Below are 19,631 nucleotides of genomic sequence, written 5' to 3' on the forward strand. Positions count from 1 at the left end.
GTGACAGAGACCACCGCGACCGCCCTCCCGCTCGCCGAGCAGCCCGGTTCTCAGACGCCCGCGCAGGCGATCCTCGAGAAGGTCTTCGGCTACTCCTCGTTCCGCGGCGAGCAGGAGCAGATCGTCGAGCAGGTCATCGGAGGCGGCGACGCCGTCGTCCTGATGCCCACCGGCGGCGGCAAGTCGCTCTGCTACCAGATCCCGTCGATCGTCCGCGAGGGCACGGGAGTGGTCGTCTCGCCCCTCATCGCCCTCATGCAGGACCAGGTCGACGCCCTGCGCGCCAACGGCGTCCGCGCCGAGTTCCTCAACTCCACCCAGGACCCGGGTGAGCGCGCCCGCGTCGAGCGCGCGTACCTCGACGGCGAGCTCGATCTGCTCTACGTCGCCCCCGAGCGCCTCGGCAACGAGGGCATGAAGCAGTTCCTCGCCCGCGGCCGCATCGCCCTCTTCGCCATCGACGAGGCGCACTGCGTGAGCCAGTGGGGTCACGACTTCCGGCCCGACTACCTCGCCCTCGGCGAGCTGGCCGAGCGCTGGCCCGACGTCCCGCGCATCGCGCTCACGGCCACGGCGACCGAGGCGACGCACCGCGAGATCACCACGCGACTGCACATGGGCGAGGCCCGCCACTTCGTCTCGAGCTTCGACCGGCCCAACATCCAGTACCGGATCGTCAACAAGGTCGAGCCCCGCAAGCAGCTGATCGACTTCCTCCGCCGTGAGCACGCCGACGACGCCGGCATCGTCTACGCCCTGTCGCGCAAGAGCGTCGAGGCCACGGCCGAGGCCCTGCGCGGCGCCGGCTTCGACGCGGTGGCGTACCACGCCGGTCTCGACTCCCGCGTCCGCGCCGCCGCGCAGTCGCGCTTCCTCCGCGAGGAGGGAGTCATCGTCTGCGCCACCATCGCGTTCGGCATGGGCATCGACAAGCCGGATGTCCGCTTCGTCGCGCACATCGACCTGCCCAAGTCGGTCGAGGGCTACTACCAGGAGACGGGCCGCGCCGGCCGCGACGGCCTCCCGTCCACCGCGTGGCTCGCCTACGGCCTGCAGGACGTCGTGCAGCAGCGCCGCATGATCGACGAGTCGCCCGGCGACCTCGCCCACCGCCGCCGGATGTCCGCGCACCTCGACGCGATGCTCGCGCTGTCCGAGACGGTGCAGTGCCGCCGCGTGAACCTGCTCGCCTACTTCGGCCAGGAGAGCACGGCCTGCGGCAACTGCGACACCTGCCTCGAGCCGCCCGCCTCGTGGGACGGCACGGTCGCCGCGCAGAAGTTCCTCTCGACCGTCGTCCGGCTCAAGCGCGAGCGCAACCAGCAGTTCGGCGCCGGCCACGTCATCGACATCCTCCGCGGCAAGACCACCCCGCGCACCACCCAGCACGGTCACGACGCACTGTCGACCTGGGGCATCGGCGCCGACCTCAGCGACACCCAGTGGCGCGGAGTCGCGCGCCAGCTGCTCGCGCAGGGCCTGCTGGGGGTGAACGACGACGGCTTCGGCACGCTCGTCATCACTCCGGCGTCCGGCTCCGTCCTCGGCGGCGAGCGCAAGGTCGAGCTGCGCCAGGAGCCCGAGAAGCCCGCCCGCTCGAGCGGATCCTCGCGCTCCGGTCGCTCCACCGTGTCCGACCTGCCGACCGAGGCGCAGCCGCTGTTCGAGCGCCTCCGCGAGTGGCGTGCGGCGCAGGCCCGCGCCCAGTCGGTTCCCGCGTACATCGTCTTCAACGACGCCACCCTCCGCGAGATCGCGACCGCCGAGCCCGCCACGATCGACGCGCTCAGCATCATCGGCGGCGTCGGCCAGAAGAAGCTCCTCACCTACGGAGCCGCGGTGCTCGCCGTCGTCGCCGGCGAGACCCCCGAGATCGCCGAGCCCGACGCGAACCAGGAGGAGCCCGCTCCCCGACGCCCCGCGCGCTCGGGTGCCGCCCGCTCCGGTGGCGCCGCGGCGAAGGGCGCACGCCCCGCGTTCGGCGGCGGCTCCTCCGAGCGCGCCTCGGGCCCGCCCGTCTCCTCCGCGCCGCCCGAGGACGACTGGGTGCCGCCGGACGAGCCCGACTGGGAGCCGGGCTGGGACAGCTACTGAGCGCCGGTCAGTCCGTGCTGACCGTCACCATCCAGAGGCCGATCACGGTGGCGGCGAACGACAGCACCGTCCCGGCGATCGGCGCCCAGAACGCGATCCTCCGCCGCAGCAGCAGCACGATCGACGCGACGACCGCGGCGAGCATCCCGATCCACACTCCGCCCGCCGCGATCAGGACGCCCCAGTTCAGCAGGGTGAAGTCGCAGTCGTCGCGGCCCATGCAGCCGTCGCTCGCCATGCCCGAGAACAGGCCGACGTAGGTCAGCAGCAGCGTCACGCAGACCTCGGCCAGGAGCAGCACGATCGTGAGGACGAGGTCCCACACCCGAATCGGGCGCCGGGGACCCGGAGCAGGCGGAGACGGAGGCTGCCCGCTCACGTGCCCGTCCCGGCCATCGCCATCCCCGCGCCGACGATCGTGGCGACGAACGAGAGCACCGTGCCCGCGATCGGCACCCAGAACGTGATCCTCCGCTGGATCAGCAGCACGATCGACACCACCAGTGCCACGAGCATCCCGATCCAGACGCCGCCCGCCGCGACGAGGACTCCGCCGCCGATCAGCCCCGAGTCGCAGTCGTTCCCGCCCATGCAGGCGTCGCTCGCCATCGCGAGGAACAGCCCGAAGTACGACAGCAGCGCGGTCAGCACGAACTCGCCCGCCAGCAGCACGATCGTGAGCACCAGATCCCAGACCCGCACCGGCCGCCGGGCGCGCGCAGCAGTCCAGGGCGTGCCCGGTCCCGCCGGGCGCTGATCGACGACCGCGGCGGGCGCAGGGCGCTCCGGCTCGCGGCGCGGCGGCGGGGGCGGAGGAAGCGGCGGCTCGCTCATACCGCGAGCCTACCCACGGGCCCGCAGCACGCGGCCGACGCCCCGCCTGGCCGCTTCCGACAACGCGCCGCCGCCTCCGCCCGTCCCCGTTTGTCGGCCCGCGACGGAACCTTTCCGCCTTCCGCGAGAGCGACCTACCGTGCAGTGACCGCCTCCTGATCCACGACGCTTCGGGGGAGCGACCGGGCCCACCGCTCCGGTCGCACGCGGCCGGTCGAAGGGATCCTCCACTCATGGTCACCACTGCTCCCCGCCCCCGCTCCGCCGCGGACGCCGCCGAGAAGGCCGCGACCGGCACGTCCCGCCGGCGCCGCTCCCGCGCCGGGGCCATCGCGCCCACTCCTCCGATCGACGCGCTCGGAACCGAGGTCGACGCCCGCCTCGACGAGGACGGTTCGCCCTCCGTCGACGTCGCCGCCCTCGGCGAGCTGCTGCTGGGCGAGTGGAAGGAGCAGCGCCTCGCGTCCCGCGCGCTGACCGCTCGCCCCGAGCTCCACGGCGAGGCCGGCCTCCCCATGGCCGAGCACCGCGCGCGGGTGACGCAGCAGATGCGTCTCCTCGCCGCCGAGAAGGGCGTGCTGCGCGCGTTCCCGGCCGACCTCGGCGGAGGCGCCGACCACGGCGGCAACATCGCCGGCTTCGAGGAGCTGGTCACCGCCGACCCGTCGCTGCAGATCAAGTCCGGCGTGCAGTGGGGCCTCTTCGGCGCGGCCGTCCTGCACCTCGGCACCCGCGAGCACCACGAGAAGTGGCTGCCCGGCATCATGAACCTCGAGATCCCGGGCGCGTTCGCGATGACCGAGACGGGTCACGGCTCCGACGTCGCCTCGATCGCGACCAGCGCGACCTTCGACGAGCAGACCGGCGACTTCGTGCTCAACACCCCATTCCGCGCGGCGTGGAAGGACTACCTCGGCAACGCCGCGATCGACGGCCGCGCCGCCGTCGTCTTCGCCCAGCTCGTCACCCGCGGGGTCGGCCACGGCGTCCACGCGTTCTTCGTGCCCCTGCGCGACGAGACGGGCGCGTTCCTCCCCGGGATCGGCGGAGAGGACGACGGCCTGAAGGGCGGCCTGAACGGCATCGACAACGGCCGCCTGCACTTCGACCACGTCCGCGTGCCCCGCGAGAACCTGCTGAACCGCTACGGTTCCGTCGCCGCCGACGGCACCTACTCCTCGCCCATCGCGAGCCCCGGCCGACGCTTCTTCACCATGCTCGGCACCCTCGTGCAGGGCCGAGTCTCGCTCGACGGAGCCGCCGTCGCCGCCTCCCGCATCGCCCTGGCGATCGCCGTGACCTACGGCGACCAGCGCCGGCAGTTCACCGGGGGAGGGGAGCGCGAGGAGGTGCTCCTCGACTACCAGCGCCACCAGCGCCGGCTGCTCCCGCGCCTCGCCACGACCTACGCGGCCGGATTCGCGCACGACACGCTCCTGCGCGCGTTCGACGACGTCTTCTCGGGCGCGAACGACACCGACGAGTCGCGCCAGGACCTCGAGACCCTCGCCGCCGGCCTCAAGGCGCTCTCCACTTGGCACGCCCTCGACACCCTCCAGGAGGCGCGCGAGACCTGCGGAGGAGCGGGCTTCCTCGCCGAGAACCGGCTCACGCAGCTGCGCGCCGACCTCGACGTCTACGTCACCTTCGAGGGTGACAACACCGTGCTCCTGCAGCTCGTCGCGAAGCGACTGCTGACCGACGTCGGGCGCCGCTTCAAGGACGCCCAGCCCACCGAGCTGGCGCGCTACGCCGTCGGGCAGGTGGCGGAGGCGACCGTCGACACCTCGGGGCTCCGCCGTCTCGCGCAGGTCGTCTCGGACCGCGGATCCACCGCCCGCTCCGTCGGTCAGCTCCGCGAGGACCAGCGCGAGCTGCTCACCGGCCGCGTCGAGACCATGGTCTCGGGCATCGCGTCGCGGCTCCGATCGGCGTCGAAGCTCCCGGCCGACGATGCGGCCCGCCTGTTCAACGCTCACCAGGACCAGCTGATCGAGGCGGCTCGCGCGCACGCCCAGCTGCTCCAGTGGGAGGCGTTCACCGACGCGCTGTCCCGGATCGAGGACGAGGGCACCCGCACCGTCCTGACGTGGCTCCGCGACCTGTTCGGCCTCGGCCTGATCGAGGAGCACCTCGACTGGTACCTGCTGCACGGCCGGCTCTCGTCGCAGCGCGCCGTCGCGGTGACCTCCTACATCGACCGGCTGCTGGCCCGCCTCCGCCCGCACGCCGGCGCCCTCGTCGCGGCGTTCGGGTACGGCCCCGAGCACCTGCGCGCGGCGATCGCGACCGGTGCCGAGCAGACGCGGCAGGAGGAGGCGCGCGCCTGGTACGAGGCGGCCCGCGCCGACGGCACCCTCCCGCGACCGGAGAAGGCGCCGCGGCACTGACGCCCGGGCTCAGTGCCGCGGGTACGCCTGCGCTGCGTCGCGCTCGGCCCGCAGCTCCAGCACCGACTCGTCGATCTTGCGCCGCGAGTACTCGTCGATCTCGAGCCCCTCGACGATCCGCCACTCGCCGTCGACCGAGCGGACCGGGAACGACGAGATCAGCCCCTCCTCCACTCCGTAGGACCCGTCCGACTCGACGGCGGCCGACGTCCAGTCGGTCCCCGTCACCCAGTCGTGAACGTGGTCGATCGCGGCGGATGCGGCCGAGGCCGCCGAGGACGCGCCGCGCACCTCGATGATCTCGGCGCCGCGCTTCGCGACGCGCGGCTCGAACTCGTCGTGCAGCCACGCGGAGTCGACCAGCTCGGTCACCGGACGCCCGTCGACGCTCGCGTGCGTGGCGTCCGGGTACTGCGAGGCGGAGTGGTTGCCCCAGATCGCGACGCCCGCGACCGAGCCGACCGGCGCATCCAGCTTCGCGGCCAGCTGCGCCACTGCGCGGTTGTGGTCGAGCCGGGTCATCGCGGTGAAGCGGCCGTGCGGGATGTCCGGGGCGCTCGCCCGGGCGATCCAGGCGTTCGTGTTGGCCGGGTTGCCGACCACCAGCACCCGGATGTCGTCGGCGGCGTGCGCATTCAGCGCGGCGCCCTGCGGTCCGAAGATCCCCGCGTTCGCCGCGAGCAGGTCGGCCCGCTCCATCCCCGCCGAGCGCGGGCGGGCGCCGACCAGCAACGCGACGTTCGCACCGTCGAAGGCCGCGGCGGCGTCGTCCGTCACCTCGATCCCGTCCAGGAGCGGGAAGGCCCCGTCCTGCAGCTCGAGGGCCGTCCCGGCGGCGGCGCGCAGCCCGGCCGGGATCTCGAGGAGGTTCAGCCGCACGGGGACGTCAGGCCCGAGCAGCTGACCCGAGGCGATGCGGAACAGCAGGGCGTAGCCGATGGCGCCCCCCGCTCCCGTGACCGTGACCTTCACCGGCGTGCGCTGCGTGCTCATGCCGCCGAGCGTAGGCGCGGGTCCTGCGTGCGCGGTAGGAGTCAGCGGGCGGACACGTCCTGCAGCACCTTCAGCACACGCCGCACCGGGGCGTGCGCGAGCGCGTCGGGCCGGGCGAGCACGTCCACGTGACGGACGAGCGCCACTCCGTCCACCGGCCGCAGCACCATGCCGTCGACGGCGAGCGCCGCCGCCGTGACCCGGGGCATGACCGCGATCGCGGCGCCGGTGCGGACCACCTCGGCGGCGACGAAGAACTCGTTGATCCGGTGCTCGATGCGCGGGGCCCGCCCCGCCAGCGCGCCGAGGTGGTCGAGCACACCCGCCAGGGGGAAGCCCTCGTGCGTCGAGATCCAGCGTTCGTCGCGGAGCTGCTCGGGCCGGATGCTCGACTGCGCGGCGAGCGGGTGCGCGGCGTGCAGGGCGATGTCGAGCGGTTCGACGAGCAGCGGAGTGACGACGAGGCGCGCGGTCGGCCAGTCCGGATCGTGGGCGAGGCGGTGCGCGATCACGAGGTCGTGATCGGCGGTCAGCCCGGCGAAGCGGTCCTGGGCGACGTCGGCGTCGGCGAGCGCGACCCGCTGGCCCTCGCCCAGGGCGCGCAGGAGCGGACCGAAGAGCGTGAGCCCGGCGCTGTGGAACGCCGAGACGCGCACGGGCCGGTCGTCCTGCTCGAGGAACGAGCCGACGGCCGCGCGGGCCTCGGCGAGCGCCTCCTCGACGCGGGCACCCGCAACGGCCAGCGCCTCGCCTGCCTCGGTCAGCACGAGCCGGCGGCCGCTGCGCACGGTCAGCGGCACCGGGATCCCGGCCTGCAGGGCGCCGAGCTGCTGCGACACGGCCGAGGCGCTGACGTGCAGCGCCGCGGCGACGGCGGCGACGCTCCCGCGGTCGCCGAGCTCGCGGAGGAGACGGAGTCGTGCCGGATCCATGAGCGTTCCCTTCATCGTCGATCAAGATGATGCCCGTTGTTCTTCATCGTCCAGGCCTCGACAGTAGCCCCATGCCGTCACGCCGCTCCGCCGACACCGTTGCCGATCTGCTCCTGCTCGGCGTCGCCGCGGTCTGGGGAGCGAGCTTCCTCGCAGCGAAGGACCTGGCCGCCGAGACCGGTGTGCCCGCGGCCGTCGGCCTCCGCTTCCTCGTCGCCGCGGCGGCGACCGGTCTGCTCTGCGTCGCGCGCCGCGAGCGGCTCCCTCGCGGCCGGGGACTCGCGATCGCCGCGCTGCTGGGCTGCTCGCAGGCCGCGGTGATCGGCCTCGAGACCTGGGGAGTGCACCTCACCTCCGCCACCAACGCGGGCCTGCTGATCAGCCTCGCGCTGGTGATGACCCCGGTGCTCGAGGGCCTCGCGTCCCGCTCCTGGCTCCCGCGCTCGTTCTTCGTCGCCGCGGTCGCGGCCGTGGTCGGAGTGGCGCTGCTCGTCTCGGACGGCGGCCTCCGTGCGCCCGCCCCGGGTGATGCGCTGGTGATCGCCGCCGCGGTGGTCCGCGCCGTCCACGTCACGGCGAGCGGGCACCTGACCAGGGGGCGCTCCGACGGCACGCTCGGCGTGGTGCTCGTGCAGATGCTCGTCTGCGCCGTCGCATTCTCGCTCATCGCCGGCCCCTCCCTCCCGGCCGCGGCAGCCGCTCTCGACGCGGCGGACTGGGGGAACGTGCTCTTCCTGGGTCTGCTCTGCTCGGTCTTCGCCTTCGTCGTGCAGCTCTGGGCGGTGCGGCGCACCTCCGCGTCGCGGGCGAGCATCCTGATGGGGACCGAGCCGGTCTGGGCGCTGCTGGTCGGCACGGTACTCGCGGGCGAGGCGATCGGGCCTCTCGGTGCCCTCGGCGCCGCCCTGATCGTGGCCGCCGCCTACGCCGGTCAGGCGATCGAGCGGAGGCACCGCCGCGCCCGGTCGATCCCGCACCGCGCCGCCGAGATCGCCGAACGCGCCACTGCGACTCCGTAGAGTGCCGATCATGCGCACCCTCTACCCCGAGATCGAGCCCTACGAATCGGGCATGCTCGACGTCGGCGACGGCCACTCCGTCTACTGGGAGGTCTCGGGCAACCCTGACGGCAAGCCCGTCGTGTTCCTGCACGGCGGCCCCGGCGCCGGCACCTCGCCCGCCCACCGCCGCCTCTTCGATCCCGCGAAGTACCGCATCGTCCTCTTCGACCAGCGGATGTGCGGACGCTCGACCCCGCACGCGAGCGAGCCCGGTGCGGACCTCTCGACGAACACCACCTGGTACCTCGTCGGCGACATCGAGCGCCTGCGCGAGCACCTCGGCATCGACACCTGGCTCGTCCTCGGCGGCTCCTGGGGCTCGACCCTCGCCCTCGCGTACGCCGAGACGCACCCGGATCGGGTCAGCGAGATCGTCCTCCGCGGAATCTTCACCCTGCGCCGCGCCGAGCTCGAGTGGTTCTACGAGGGCGGCGCGGCGGCCGTCTACCCCGACCTCTGGGAGTCCTACACCGCGGTCGTCCCAGCCTCCGAGCGCGGCAGTTTCATCGAGGCGTACTATCGCCTCCTGCACGACGAGGACCCGGCCGTGCACGGCCCGGCCGGCGTCGCCTGGACCACCTGGGAGGCGTCGACCATCTCGCTCCTGCAGAAGCCCGAGATGATCGAGGCCTGGTCCGATCCCGCCTTCGCGCTCGCCTTCGCGCGGATCGAGAACCACTTCTTCGTGCACAAGGGCTGGTTCGAGGAGGGGCAGCTGATCCGCGACGCGGAGGTGCTGCGCCGCATCCCCGCGGTCATCGTCCAGGGCCGCTACGACATGTGCACCCCCGCGTTCACCGCCTGGGACCTGCACCGCGTGTGGCCCGAGGCCGACTTCCACCTCATCGCCGACGCCGGCCACGCGTTCGACGAGCCGGGCATCCTGGACGCGCTCATCGAGGCGACCGACCGTTTCGCGGAGTGAGCCGAGGGGGCCGGCGGCCGGGTCTATCCTGAGCGGATGCGCCCGGACGCCGCCTCGGAGATGGACAGCTGGCCCACGGGCCGGCTGCTGTCGACGGCGTCCCGGATGGTCGAGCACGCCTGGCACGGCGCGCTCGCCGAGATCGGCCTGACCCACGCGGGCCTCATCGTCCTCCACCTGCTGCAGGAGGGTCCCGTGGCGCAGAAGGCGCTCGCCGCGTCGGCCCACGTCGAGGTGCAGACCATGTCGCGCACCATCGAGCGGCTCGAGCGCGAGGGTCACGTGGAGCGCAGGAGCGACCCCGCCGACCGCCGCCGCCAGCTCGTCTCGCTGACCGCGAAGGGCACCGAGGCGTGGCAGCGCGCGCACCGGCTCGAGGTCGACATGTTCCCGGGCAGCCTCGAGCACGGGCCTCTGCGCGACGCGCTGCTCGAGATCATCCGCGCCACGAGCGAGTCGCGCTGGGGCTGAGCCGCCCCTCCGCAAGCCCCGGCGGCGGGCGGCGCCGGAGCACTACCGTGACCGCATGACCTTCAACGACGACTCCCAGCTCAGCGGCGGCAAGGTCCGCCGGCGCGGACGCACCACGGGCATCGCCGTCGGCGGCGGCGCGGGCGTCGTCGTCGTGCTCGCGCTGCTGTCGCAGCTGCTCGGCGTGGATCTCTCGGGGCTCGGCGGTCTGGTCGGCGGGGGCGGCACGTCGCCCGAGCAGATCACCAGCACCGCGGTCGCCTGCGACAGCGGCGCCGACGCCAACGCCGAGGTCGACTGCCGCCTCGAGGGTGCCGCCGAGTCGCTCGACCGCTACTGGGGCACCGCGACCGGCACGATCGGCGCGACCTACACGACTCCGGGCGGCGTCATCGTCTTCGACACCGAGACGAGCACCGGATGCGGCGGCGCGACTGCGGCCGTCGGACCGTTCTACTGCCCGCCGGACCAGACCATCTACCTCGACACCGAGTTCTTCGACGAGCTGCGGACCCGGTTCGACACCTCGGGCGGATCGCTCGCGCAGATGTACATCCTCGCCCACGAGTGGGGCCACCACATCCAGAACCTGACCGGCGCGATGGAGTCGGCCGACCGCTCCGGCACCGGCCCCGACTCCGACTCGGTCCGCCTCGAGCTGCAGGCCGACTGCTTCGCCGGCGCGTGGGTCGGCGACGCCTCGACGGTCCCCGACGAGACGGGCACGCCCTACCTCAAGCCGGTCACCGCGCAGGAGTACCAGGACGCCCTGGGCGCGGCGGCGGCCGTCGGCGACGACCGGATCCAGGAGCAGGCGACCGGCACGGTCGACCCCGAGGGCTGGACCCACGGCTCGGCCGAGCAGCGCCAGCGCTGGTTCGAGGCCGGCTTCGAGGGCGACGCCGTCGACTGCGACACCTTCGCCGTCCCGGGCGCCCAGCTCTGACCTCTGCCCTGCGGCCGGATCTCGATTCGCGTCCCGCGGCCGCTACTCGATCAGCGAGCCTCCTGCTGGTCGAGCAGCCGCGCAGCGGCGTATCGAGACCAGCAGCCGCGCCCCTCAGGAGACCGAGTCCGCCGGCTCCTCCATGAACCACTCCGTGAACGAGCACGCCCGCCCGTCCGGGGCGAAGCGGATGATCCACAGGTTCAGGTACGTCTCCGCCCCCGGGTACACGGTCCGCCCCTGCACCACGGCCGTCTCGTCCGTCAGCGCGACGAGACCCCACGCGAAGGTCGGCTCGGCCGGCTCCGACTCCGCTCGCCACCACTCCACGATCGCGTCGCGCGGAGTGATCGCGTCGCGGTGCGGGGCCGTGAAGTACTCGGCGTCCTCGGTGAAGAGCGCGGCGATGTCGGCGGGGTCGTCGCTCGCCCACGCCGTCTCGTAGCCGGCGATCCAGTTCTCGATGTCGATCATGCGCACATCCTCGTCCCGCCCGCCGCGCACGGGAAGGGGACGCCGACCGCTGCGCAGAACGTCTGCTGAGATGGGGGTCTGTCGCCTGTCAGGCGACATCCCTTCCTCTCAGCTCAGGTTCTGCGGCGGAACCCCGTCGCCCTCCTCCTCGAGCAGCCGCACGATCTGCAGCTCGCGGAGTCGCGTCGTGGTCTGCAGCGTCTCGCGGGCGGCGATCGCGAGGCGGCACAGCAGCACCACGAGGACCACGGCGAGCACCGCGCCCACCACCACGACGACGATGTACAGCGAGAAGAAGACGGTGCCCGGCAGAGTGGTCATCGCTCCACGGTAGGCGGGCCGGCGTCCGGATCCCTCCCCCTCCCGACGGAGTGCGGCCGGTCCGACGTCAGGCGAATGCGCCCCGGTAGGCCCGCGCCGGATGCGTCGACGGCAGCTCGTCGGTGCCGAACAGCTTCCGCCGCAGCGTGCCCTCCGCGTACTCCGTCTGCGCGAGGCCGCGCTCCTGCAGCACCGGCATCACCCGGTCGACGAACTCCTCGTAGCTGCCCGGCAGGATCCAGTTCACGACGTTGATCCCGTCGATCCCGGAGTCGCGCCACTCGCCCAGGTGGTCGGCGATCTGCTCCGGAGTGCCGACCACGCGGCCGCGGAGCTTCGCCGACAGCCGCGCGAGGTCGCGCACCGTCGGCTCGCGGTCGGGCGAGGCGTCGCGGATCCACTGCAGGTGGCTCTGGCCGGCGTAGGTCTCGATCGCCGACAGGGGCAGGTCCGGGTCGAGCTTCTCACCCGTCTTCGGATCGAAGCCGAGGTTCGAGTGCAGGAGGAACGCGTCCGAGGACAGGTACTCGTCGTTCTCGCGCTCGGCCCGGCGGGCCTCCTCCTCCGTGTCGCCCGTGATGAACGACAGACCGAGGTAGAAAGCCGGCACGTCGGCCTCGCGCCCCGCCTCCGCGGCGAGACGGCGGGTGTCGGCGATCAGCTCGCGGGTCTTCTCGGGCGACCCCGAGAAGACGAACTGCGCCTCCGCGTTGCGCGCGGCGAAGCGCCGACCGGCGGGCGATGAGCCGGCCTGGAACAGCACGGGCGTGCGCTGCGGCGACGGAGCCGACAGGTGCGGGCCCTGCACGCGGTAGCGCTTCCCGACGTGGTCGATCCGGTGGATGCGCGACGCGTCGGCGAACGCGCCCGACTTGTCGCGGAGCAGCGCGCCGTCGTCCCACGACCCCTCCCACAGCTTGTAGACGACGTCGAGGTACTCCTGCGCCCACGCGTAGCGCTCGTCGTGCTCCTCGAGCCGGTCGTAGCCGAAGTTGCGCGCGGCGCCGTCGAGCGCGCTCGTGACGATGTTCCAGCCGATCCGCCCCTTCGAGAGGTGGTCGAGGGTCGAGACCTTCCGCGCGAAGTCGAACGGATGCGACTGCAGCACCGAGCTGGTGAACGCGAAGCCGAGGTGCTCGGTGCTCACCGCGAGGGCCGAGAGCAGCACCGACGGATCGTTGCTCGGCAGCTGCAGCCCCTCGCGGGCGTTGACCTCCCAGTCGCCGTCCGCCGGGCCGTAGAGTCCGGCGACGTCGGCGAAGAACATCGCGTCGAACCGTCCGCGCTCCAGCGTCCGGGCGAGGTCGATCCACAGCTGCACGTCGTCGAACTCGTGCTGCCGCGCCTCCGGATGCCGCCACAGCCCGTGCTGGATGTGGGAGGCGGTGTTCATGACGAACGCGCAGTAGCGCAGCGGACGCGGCTCGGAGCTCATCGCTCCAGGCTAGGACGCGTCACCGGCATCCCGCGGCGACCGCGATCGCGTCCTCGCCCGGGTAGCCGTACGGCTCGACGCCCGACCCGTCGGTGTAGCCCAGCGAGAGCGCCCACGCCGTCGCCCACTTCTCGTCGTCGCCGTCGAACGGAGCCGCGCGGTACAGGTCGTAGCAGCTCTCCTTCGACGTGATGGAGTGGCCGACTTCGTGCGCGACCAGGCCCACCGTCCAGCTCGCGTCCCAGTAGCGCTGGATGCTCTCGGTGAGCTGGATCTGCGACGGCGCTCCCTCCTGCAGACTCCACGTCGCGAGCCCCGCACCGGAGTCGCGGTCGCCGTAGGCCGTGCCGGCGATCTCGATGCTCTCGCGCCACTCGATGTCGATCGGCACGCCGCCCGAGATCGAGTCGGCGAAGGCGAGCACCTGCTGCTTCCGCGGCCAGTCCGGGGCGGCGCGCTCGGCGAGCCCCTCCTCCTGCGACAGCCGCATCACCTCCGCCTGCGCGAGGTAGGCCCGCAGAGCGGCGGGCTCCGAGAGGCGCACCGCCGCCCGCTCGGAGCCGTAGCCGTACAGCGCCCGCTCGACGAGCCAGCGGGACTGGCGCGACGCCGCGGTGCTGCTCGCCACCAGCGCGTCGGCCGTCGCCGCGGTGCTCTCCGTGAACGCGGTCGCGGCGTCCGTCACGGCGGCGAGCAGGGGGCGGATGCGCTCCCGCTGCTCGTCCTGGTCGGCGGCCTCGGAGGCGAGCGCGTCGGAGTCGGAGTCGAGAGCGTCGGCCGCGGCGAAGCGCTCGTCCGCGCCCTCCGGAGCCTCCGGGGCATCGGCCGTCACCGGCTCGGCGACCGGCACGTCGTCCGCCGCGTCCACGACGGCGTCGATCGCCGCTCGGTACGCGTCCCGGGCGGCGGGATCGACGGCCGCGTCGCCCGCCTCGTCGAGCGCCGGCCGGATGTCGGCCGTCTCGCCCTCCACCGAGTCCTCGAGTGCCTGCCACGAGGCCGCCGCACGGTCGTGCTCGGCGGCGGTCCGCTCGAACCGCTCCGCCGCCTCCTCGTACCTCTGCTCCGACAGCGCGTCGCGGACGAGGACCGCGGTCGTGCCCCCGCCGGCCAGCAGGAGGAGGGCCGCACCGCCCGCGACCACCCGGCGTCCCGTGCGCGAGAGTCGGCGCCGCGGCGGCCGCCCGGGCACCAGGGTGTCCGGATCGGGCGGGGGAAAGGCGGCAGCAGGCGCGGCGGCGGAGTCGGCGGTGCTCACGGCATTCAGTATCGCGGCCGCGGCCGTGAGGGGATCCATGCTGACCTCACACCGGCCCGGCGGGCGGGTCCGCGTAGGGTGTCCGACTGTGGATCCGCGCTCGCCCGACCCCTCGCCCGTGCCTCCGCTCTCGGACGCCGGGGCGCAGGCGCTCGACGCGGGCACCGTCGCCGAGATCCGGGCGCTGCGCGACGACTTCGCGCGGTTCATGCTCCAGTACAAGTTCGGCATGGACGAGATCGTCACCAAGGTGTCGATCCTGCAGGAGGAGTTCCGCGAGCTGCAGGAGTACAACCCCATCGAGCACGTCTCGAGCCGGTTGAAGTCGGCCGACAGCCTCATCGAGAAGATCGAGCGCAAGGGCTGCGACACCACCTTCGAGGGCATCTCGGGGGCGATCACCGACATCGCGGGCGTGCGGATCACGTGCAGCTTCGTCTCGGACGTCTACCGCGTCTTCGAGCTGCTCACCTCGCAGTCCGACGTGACCGTCCTCGAGGTGAAGGACTACATCGCGTCGCCGAAGGAGAACGGCTACAAGAGCCTGCACGCGATCGTCGAGGTGCCGGTGTTCCTCTCGGGAGGCTCCGTCGACGTCTGCGTCGAGGTCCAGTTCCGCACCATCGCGATGGACTTCTGGGCCAGCCTCGAGCACAAGATCTACTACAAGTACGACCGCCAGGTGCCCTCCGAGCTGCTCGACGGCCTGGTCGACGCCGCCCGCACCGCCGCGGCCCTCGACGCCGACATGGAGCGCCTGCACCGGCAGGTCCGCGGCGAGCTCCCGATCGAGCGCCCGCCCCTGCGCGCCCTCGACGTCTGACCGCCGCCTGCCTGCTGATCGAGTAGCCGCACCGCGGCGTATCGAGATCCCCCACCGCCGGAGTCGTGGCCGTGCTTCCCCGCTCAGCCCAGCGCCGTCACCAGCACCAGCAGCAGCACCGCGCTGCCGTTCAGCGTCGCGTGCGAGATGATCGCCGCGCCCAGCCGCCCGGTCGCCGTCGCGATCCAGCCGTGGGCGAGGCCGGCGACGACGGTCGTCACTCCGAGCGTCACGATGGTCGCCGGGTTCACCATCTGGTGCCCGTGCAGCAGCGCGAAGACGAGGGTTGACGCGACGATGCTGAAGACGGCCGCCCAGACGCGCCGCCCCCGCGTCGGAGGAGCGGCCTCGGCCTTCGTCCGCAGCATCCGGTTGCGCACCGCCCGCATCACGACGCCGCGGCACAGGATCTCCTCGACGATCGGCGCGACGACGACGGGGATGACCACCGAGCTCAGCACGAACCACACCGGGTCGGGCTCGAGCGCGAGATTGCCCTGCGCCTCCTGGAGGAACGGCGAGAACCCGATCAGCACGAGGACGATCACGATCCGCACGGCGATCCCGAGCCCGATGCCGATCGGCACGTCGATCCAGCGGAACGTCAGCCCGTAGTCGCGGGCGAGCGACTTCAGCCCGCGCAGCCGCGAGGCGAGCACCGGCACGACGAGCCCGATGAGGTAGCTGCCGAACGCACCGGCGAAGGCCAGCGCGGGGGAGTAGGGGAGCACGCCGAGCCCGAACAGCACGATCAGCACCGCGAGCGGCAGCACGATCCCGGCGATGGTCAGCACCGCCGTCGGCAGCCCCCAGCGCACCCGCGGATCGGGGAGGTAGAGGAGGGACGAGTACGGCGCCTCGACCGACGGCTGCGGCTCGAAGGCCTGGTGCGGGGCCGGCCATCCGCCGGCGGAGACGACCGCGGGCTCCTCGGGAGCGACGGTCGAGGGATCGGGCGGCGGGAAGGCGGCGGGATTCATGGCCTCACCAGGCTACGCAGCGACCCTGGGCGAACGGCGCGGCGGGCGAGCCTCGCGAACGTCCCCGGAAACGAGAGAAACCCCCGCCATGTAGAAGCTAGGCGAGGGTTTCCGTGGCTCCGACGGGCGTCGATCCCGTGACCTCACGATTTTCAGTCGTGCGCTCTACCAACTGAGCTACAGAGCCGTTGCGACGAGTACGCCGCTGAAAAAGGCCCTTCCTCTCGGAAGGGCCCCTTTGCGACCCTGACGGGACTTGAACCCGCGACCTCCGCCGTGACAGGGCGGCACGCTAACCAGCTGCGCTACAGGGCCTCGTTGCGAAGACAAGCATACTGCCTTCGAGGCTATTCGATTTTCACCCCGGTCGTTGCCGACCGGATCTTCTCGGTGCCGTCTTCGTGACCCCAACGGGATTCGAACCCGTGCTACCGCCGTGAAAGGGCGGCGTCCTAGGCCACTAAACGATGGGGCCGGAAGCTGCAGGGCTGACCCTGCGGCCGACCCCACCATGACTACCGACACGCAAGCATACGGATGATCGCCCCGGATGCAAAATCCGAACGTTCCGCACACGCCACGAACCCCGTCCGGGGTTGCCCGGTCCCTAGGCATACCGGTAGGGGCTTGGTTAGGGTTGGTCGGAATTGCCCTTCCCCCGGTGGCGGTCACCTCCGCCTGTCCGGACTCCGGCTCCCCCTGCAACCCCGAGGTCCCATGCTCTCTCTCCCGCGCCGCCGCAGCCCCGCACCGTCGTCGGCCGCGCCACGGCTCGGGCGACTGCGCGCCACGGCTCTCGCGTCGGCGACCCTCGCGCTGGTCGCCGGGCTCCTGGTCGCCACTCCGGCCCAGGCCGTCGAGTACCCGACGTGGGCCGATGTGGAGGCCGCCAAGGGCGACACCGCCGCCGCGGCCGCCCAGGTCGACAGCATCACCTCGCTGATCGCCGACCTCCAGGACGAGGTCGCCGCCGCTCAGCAGCTCGCCGAGGAGCGGGGTGCCGAGTACTTCGCGGCGCAGGAGAAGTTCGACGAGGCCGCGGACAAGGCCGCCGGGCTCGACGCCCGCGCGACCGAGAGCGCCGACGAGGCCGACGCCGCCTCGCAGCAGGCCGGCCTCCTCGCCGCGCAGCTCTACCGCACCACGGGCACGGACCTGTCGGTCAACATCTTCCTCGAGGGCGAGAGCGGCGGGTCCGAGGACCTGCTCGGCCGCATCGGCAACATGACCAAGCTCGTCGAGCGCTCGAACGCGATCTACGAGCAGGCGAGCACGGCCCGCAACACGGCGTCCTCGCTGGCCGACCAGGCCGAGGTCGCCCGCAGCGAGCGCGAGCGCCTCCGGCAGTCGGCCGAGGCCGCACTGGCCGAGGCCACGGCGGCCCAGCAGGCGTCGGAGTCGGTCCTCGCCGAGCAGCAGCAGCAGGGCATCGTGCTCGAGCAGCAGCTCGCCGCACTCCGCGACACCGAGTCGCGCACCGTCGCCGAGTACCAGGCCGGAGTCGCGGCGCGGGAGGCCGAGCGCCAGCGCAAGCTCGCCGAGGAGGCCGCCGCGCGTCAGGCCGCCGCCGAGGCCCAGCGGATCGCCGCCGCAGCGGCTCGCGCCGCCGCCGCCGCTGCAGCTGCATCGCGCCCGAGCTCGGGTGGCTCGAACTACACCGCACCGGCGCCCTCCGCGGGCGGCGGATCGACCGCGGTCAGCGACTCCGGTTGGGTGGAGCCCGTCAACGGACGGATCACCGGCACCTTCGGCCCGCGCAGCAGCCTCTCGACCGGCGGCGGCTCGACCAGCTCGTACCACCGCGGCACCGACCTCGCAGCCTCCTGCGGCACCCCGATCTTCGCCGCGCACAGCGGCACGGTCACCTACGCCGGCGTCTTCGGCACGTACGGCAACTGGATCGAGATCAACCACGGCGAGGGCATCAGCACCGGCTACGCCCACATCATCGCGGGCGGCATCTACGTGCGCGTCGGCGAGCGGGTCGAGGCGGGTCAGCAGATCGCGTCCGTCGGCTCCACCGGCGCATCGACCGGCTGCCACCTGCACTACGAGACCCGCGTCAACGGCACCGCCGTCAACGCCCAGCCCTTCATGGCCGCACGAGGAGTGACACTTGGTTGACCCCCGCACCACCGCTCGGAGCTTCACCCCGGCACCGCGCGAGCGGGCCTGGAAGGGTCGCCTCCCGATCGCGGTGTCGGCCGCCTTCGCCGTGACGGCGATCACGGCGTCCTTCGGGCTCACGCCCGCGACGGCCGACGACCCGAAGTACCCCTCGTGGGACGACGTGCAGAACGCCAAGCTCGACGAGGCCGCGAAGCAGGCCGAGATCGACTCGATCACCGGGCTCGTCGCGGGGCTCCAGACCGCGGTCGACGAGGCCTCCGTCGAGGCGATGCGCAAGGCCGAGACCTGGCGCCAGGCGACGGATGCGCTCGCCGCCGCCGCGCAGACCGTCACCGATCTCGAGGACCGCGCCGTCGAGGCTTCCACGAAGGCGCAGACCTCGAGGATGCGCGCGGGCCTGCTCGCCGCCCACCTCTCCCGCGCCGCAGGCGGGGACCTCTCGATGAGCCTCGTCGCGCGCGGCGAGGACGCCGGGGATCTGCTCTACCAGCTCGGCGCCATGTCGCAGCTGTCGGAGCAGTCGCAGAAGGTCTACGCCGACGCGCTCGCCGACAAGCAGCTCGCCGAGTCGCTCGCCGAGCAGGCCGACGTGGCGGTCGACGAGCACCGGAAGCTCTCGGACGAGGCGGACCGCGCCCGCGCGACGGCCGATTCCGCCGCCGAGTCCGCCCGGTCGGCTCTGGCCGTGCAGGAGGCGAAGTCCTCCGAGCTGATCGCGCAGCTCGCCCTGCTCAAGGACTCCACGGTCGAGGTCGAGACCGCGTTCCTCGCGGGCGAGCAGCAGAAGCGCGCCGAGGCCGCCGCAGCAGCCGCCGCGGCGCGCGCGCAGGCCGATGCCGAGGCCGCGGCAACGGAGGAGGACTCGCGTCCCGCTCCCGTCGTGACCGCTCCGGTGGGCGCCACGCCGTCGCGACCGGCGGCACCGCCGCAGCAGCCGCCGGTTCAGGCCCCTGTGCAGCAGCCCGTGCAGCCGCCCGTCCAGCCTGCGCCGCCCGTGCAGGCGCCTGCGCCTTCTCAGCCCGCGCCGCCTCCCGTCCAGGCTCCCGTCCAGCCCGCGCCGCCGCCCGTCCAGGCTCCGGCTCCCGTCCAGCCCGCTCCGGCCCCGGCGCCCGCACCGGCTCCGGCTCCCGCCCCCGTCGGACCGCCGCAGACGAACGCCGTCGAGACCGCCATCTCATACGCCTCCGCGCAGCTCGGCGAGCGCTACGTGCTCGGCGGCATGGGCCCGGACGTCTGGGACTGCTCGGGCCTGACCAAGCAGTCGTACGCGACCGCCGGCGTCTACATCGGCACGCACTCCGCGACGAACCAGTACAACACCATGGCCGGCGACGGGAAGCTGGTGCCCTACGGCGAGCGTCAGCGCGGCGACCTGATCTTCTGGGGATCGGCGGGCGACTACTACCACGTCGCCATCTACCTCGGGAACGGCCAGATCATCGAGGCGCCGAACCCGAACGCGCCGGTGCGCATCCACTCCATCTGGGGAGTGCCGACCGGCATGGTCGGCCGTCCGAGCGCCTAGCGCTCCCCGCGAACGACGAGAACCCGCCCCCACCGGCGA

At 72.9% G+C, this 19,631-nt stretch carries 18 protein-coding genes and 3 tRNA genes; 9 read left to right on the forward strand and 12 right to left on the reverse strand.

Features of this window, described 5'->3' with window-relative positions; genetic code table 11:
• Positions 1-69 precede the first annotated feature (69 nt).
• Positions 70-2,094: a DNA helicase RecQ gene (recQ, locus tag LRG51_RS13310; protein WP_230674065.1), complete on the forward strand. Its 2,025-nt coding sequence runs from the start codon at positions 70-72 to the stop codon at positions 2,092-2,094.
• Between the two features lie 7 nt (positions 2,095-2,101).
• On the opposite strand, the gene LRG51_RS13315 is transcribed toward recQ, so the two are convergent.
• Together LRG51_RS13315 and LRG51_RS13320 are read right to left on the reverse strand one after the other, a co-directional pair.
• Positions 2,102-2,473 (reverse strand): hypothetical protein, encoded by a 372-nt coding sequence (locus LRG51_RS13315; protein ID WP_329958738.1) that lies wholly within the window; start codon positions 2,471-2,473, stop codon positions 2,102-2,104.
• On the reverse strand, positions 2,470-2,928 hold the full coding sequence (locus LRG51_RS13320) for a DUF6264 family protein (RefSeq protein WP_157603110.1): 459 nt from the start codon (positions 2,926-2,928) through the stop codon (positions 2,470-2,472). Before LRG51_RS13320 ends, LRG51_RS13315 begins: the two co-directional genes overlap by 4 nt.
• A gap of 233 nt (positions 2,929-3,161) precedes the next feature.
• Between LRG51_RS13320 and LRG51_RS13325 the strand changes: the two genes are divergently transcribed.
• Positions 3,162-5,318 carry an acyl-CoA dehydrogenase family protein gene (locus LRG51_RS13325; protein ID WP_230673174.1) on the forward strand — a complete coding sequence of 719 codons (2,157 nt, stop codon included), beginning with the start codon at positions 3,162-3,164 and terminating at the stop codon, positions 5,316-5,318.
• 9 nt (positions 5,319-5,327) lie between these two features.
• Here LRG51_RS13325 and LRG51_RS13330 read toward each other — a convergent pair whose 3' ends face one another.
• Complete coding sequence (locus tag LRG51_RS13330) at positions 5,328-6,311, reverse strand: malate dehydrogenase (protein WP_230673175.1); 984 nt, start codon at positions 6,309-6,311, stop codon at positions 5,328-5,330.
• A 41-nt stretch (positions 6,312-6,352) separates the two neighbouring features.
• Positions 6,353-7,243: a LysR family transcriptional regulator gene (locus LRG51_RS13335; RefSeq protein WP_230673176.1), complete on the reverse strand. Its 891-nt coding sequence runs from the start codon at positions 7,241-7,243 to the stop codon at positions 6,353-6,355.
• Between the two features lie 71 nt (positions 7,244-7,314).
• On the opposite strand from LRG51_RS13335, the gene LRG51_RS13340 reads away from it, so the two are divergent.
• The 4 genes from LRG51_RS13340 to ypfJ are packed head-to-tail and all read left to right on the forward strand — an operon-like array spanning position 7,315 to position 10,646.
• Positions 7,315-8,262, forward strand: coding sequence for a DMT family transporter (locus LRG51_RS13340; RefSeq protein WP_055789781.1), 948 nt, complete (start codon positions 7,315-7,317; stop codon positions 8,260-8,262).
• Between the two features lie 10 nt (positions 8,263-8,272).
• A complete protein-coding gene (gene pip, locus LRG51_RS13345; protein ID WP_230673177.1) occupies positions 8,273-9,229 on the forward strand; it encodes a prolyl aminopeptidase in 957 nt (318 codons plus the stop codon).
• 36 nt (positions 9,230-9,265) lie between these two features.
• On the forward strand, positions 9,266-9,700 hold the full coding sequence (locus LRG51_RS13350) for a MarR family winged helix-turn-helix transcriptional regulator (protein ID WP_055789784.1): 435 nt from the start codon (positions 9,266-9,268) through the stop codon (positions 9,698-9,700).
• Between the two features lie 55 nt (positions 9,701-9,755).
• The gene (gene ypfJ / locus LRG51_RS13355) at positions 9,756-10,646 is read left to right on the forward strand and encodes a KPN_02809 family neutral zinc metallopeptidase (RefSeq protein ID WP_055789787.1); all 891 of its coding nucleotides are present in this window, start codon (positions 9,756-9,758) and stop codon (positions 10,644-10,646) included.
• Positions 10,647-10,760: 114 nt separating this feature from the next.
• Here ypfJ and LRG51_RS13360 read toward each other — a convergent pair whose 3' ends face one another.
• The 4 genes from LRG51_RS13360 to LRG51_RS13375 form a co-directional block, all read right to left on the reverse strand.
• Positions 10,761-11,120, reverse strand: a complete 360-nt coding sequence (locus LRG51_RS13360; RefSeq protein ID WP_055789789.1) for a nuclear transport factor 2 family protein — start codon at positions 11,118-11,120, stop codon at positions 10,761-10,763.
• A gap of 108 nt (positions 11,121-11,228) precedes the next feature.
• Positions 11,229-11,441: a hypothetical protein gene (locus LRG51_RS13365; RefSeq protein ID WP_055789792.1), complete on the reverse strand. Its 213-nt coding sequence runs from the start codon at positions 11,439-11,441 to the stop codon at positions 11,229-11,231.
• A 67-nt stretch (positions 11,442-11,508) separates the two neighbouring features.
• Entirely contained in the window at positions 11,509-12,876 is a 1,368-nt protein-coding gene (locus LRG51_RS13370) for an LLM class flavin-dependent oxidoreductase (RefSeq protein ID WP_230673178.1), read from the reverse strand.
• A gap of 19 nt (positions 12,877-12,895) precedes the next feature.
• Positions 12,896-14,134 carry a hypothetical protein gene (locus tag LRG51_RS13375; protein WP_230673179.1) on the reverse strand — a complete coding sequence of 413 codons (1,239 nt, stop codon included), beginning with the start codon at positions 14,132-14,134 and terminating at the stop codon, positions 12,896-12,898.
• A gap of 208 nt (positions 14,135-14,342) precedes the next feature.
• Here LRG51_RS13375 and LRG51_RS13380 point away from each other — a divergent pair, with 208 nt between their 5' ends.
• Complete coding sequence (locus tag LRG51_RS13380) at positions 14,343-14,957, forward strand: GTP pyrophosphokinase (RefSeq protein ID WP_230674066.1); 615 nt, start codon at positions 14,343-14,345, stop codon at positions 14,955-14,957.
• 83 nt (positions 14,958-15,040) lie between these two features.
• Here the strand turns inward: LRG51_RS13380 and LRG51_RS13385 are convergent, their stop codons facing one another.
• The 4 genes from LRG51_RS13385 to LRG51_RS13400 form a co-directional block, all read right to left on the reverse strand.
• Positions 15,041-15,937 carry a CPBP family intramembrane glutamic endopeptidase gene (locus LRG51_RS13385; protein WP_230673180.1) on the reverse strand — a complete coding sequence of 299 codons (897 nt, stop codon included), beginning with the start codon at positions 15,935-15,937 and terminating at the stop codon, positions 15,041-15,043.
• A 114-nt stretch (positions 15,938-16,051) separates the two neighbouring features.
• A tRNA-Phe gene (locus LRG51_RS13390) sits at positions 16,052-16,124 on the reverse strand.
• Positions 16,125-16,178: 54 nt separating this feature from the next.
• Positions 16,179-16,252, reverse strand: a tRNA-Asp gene (locus LRG51_RS13395).
• 87 nt (positions 16,253-16,339) lie between these two features.
• Positions 16,340-16,412: transfer RNA gene (locus LRG51_RS13400), tRNA-Glu, on the reverse strand.
• A gap of 242 nt (positions 16,413-16,654) precedes the next feature.
• On the opposite strand from LRG51_RS13400, the gene LRG51_RS13405 reads away from it, so the two are divergent.
• On the forward strand, positions 16,655-18,061 hold the full coding sequence (locus tag LRG51_RS13405; protein ID WP_230673181.1) for a peptidoglycan DD-metalloendopeptidase family protein: 1,407 nt from the start codon (positions 16,655-16,657) through the stop codon (positions 18,059-18,061).
• Positions 18,054-19,592 (forward strand): C40 family peptidase, encoded by a 1,539-nt coding sequence (locus LRG51_RS13410; protein ID WP_230673182.1) that lies wholly within the window; start codon positions 18,054-18,056, stop codon positions 19,590-19,592. The genes LRG51_RS13405 and LRG51_RS13410 overlap by 8 nt, the downstream gene beginning before the upstream one ends.
• The last annotated feature ends 39 nt before the right edge of the window (positions 19,593-19,631 follow it).

This window comes from Rathayibacter sp. Leaf248 (genome assembly GCF_920939495.1).
GTDB lineage: Bacteria > Actinomycetota > Actinomycetes > Actinomycetales > Microbacteriaceae > Rathayibacter > Rathayibacter caricis.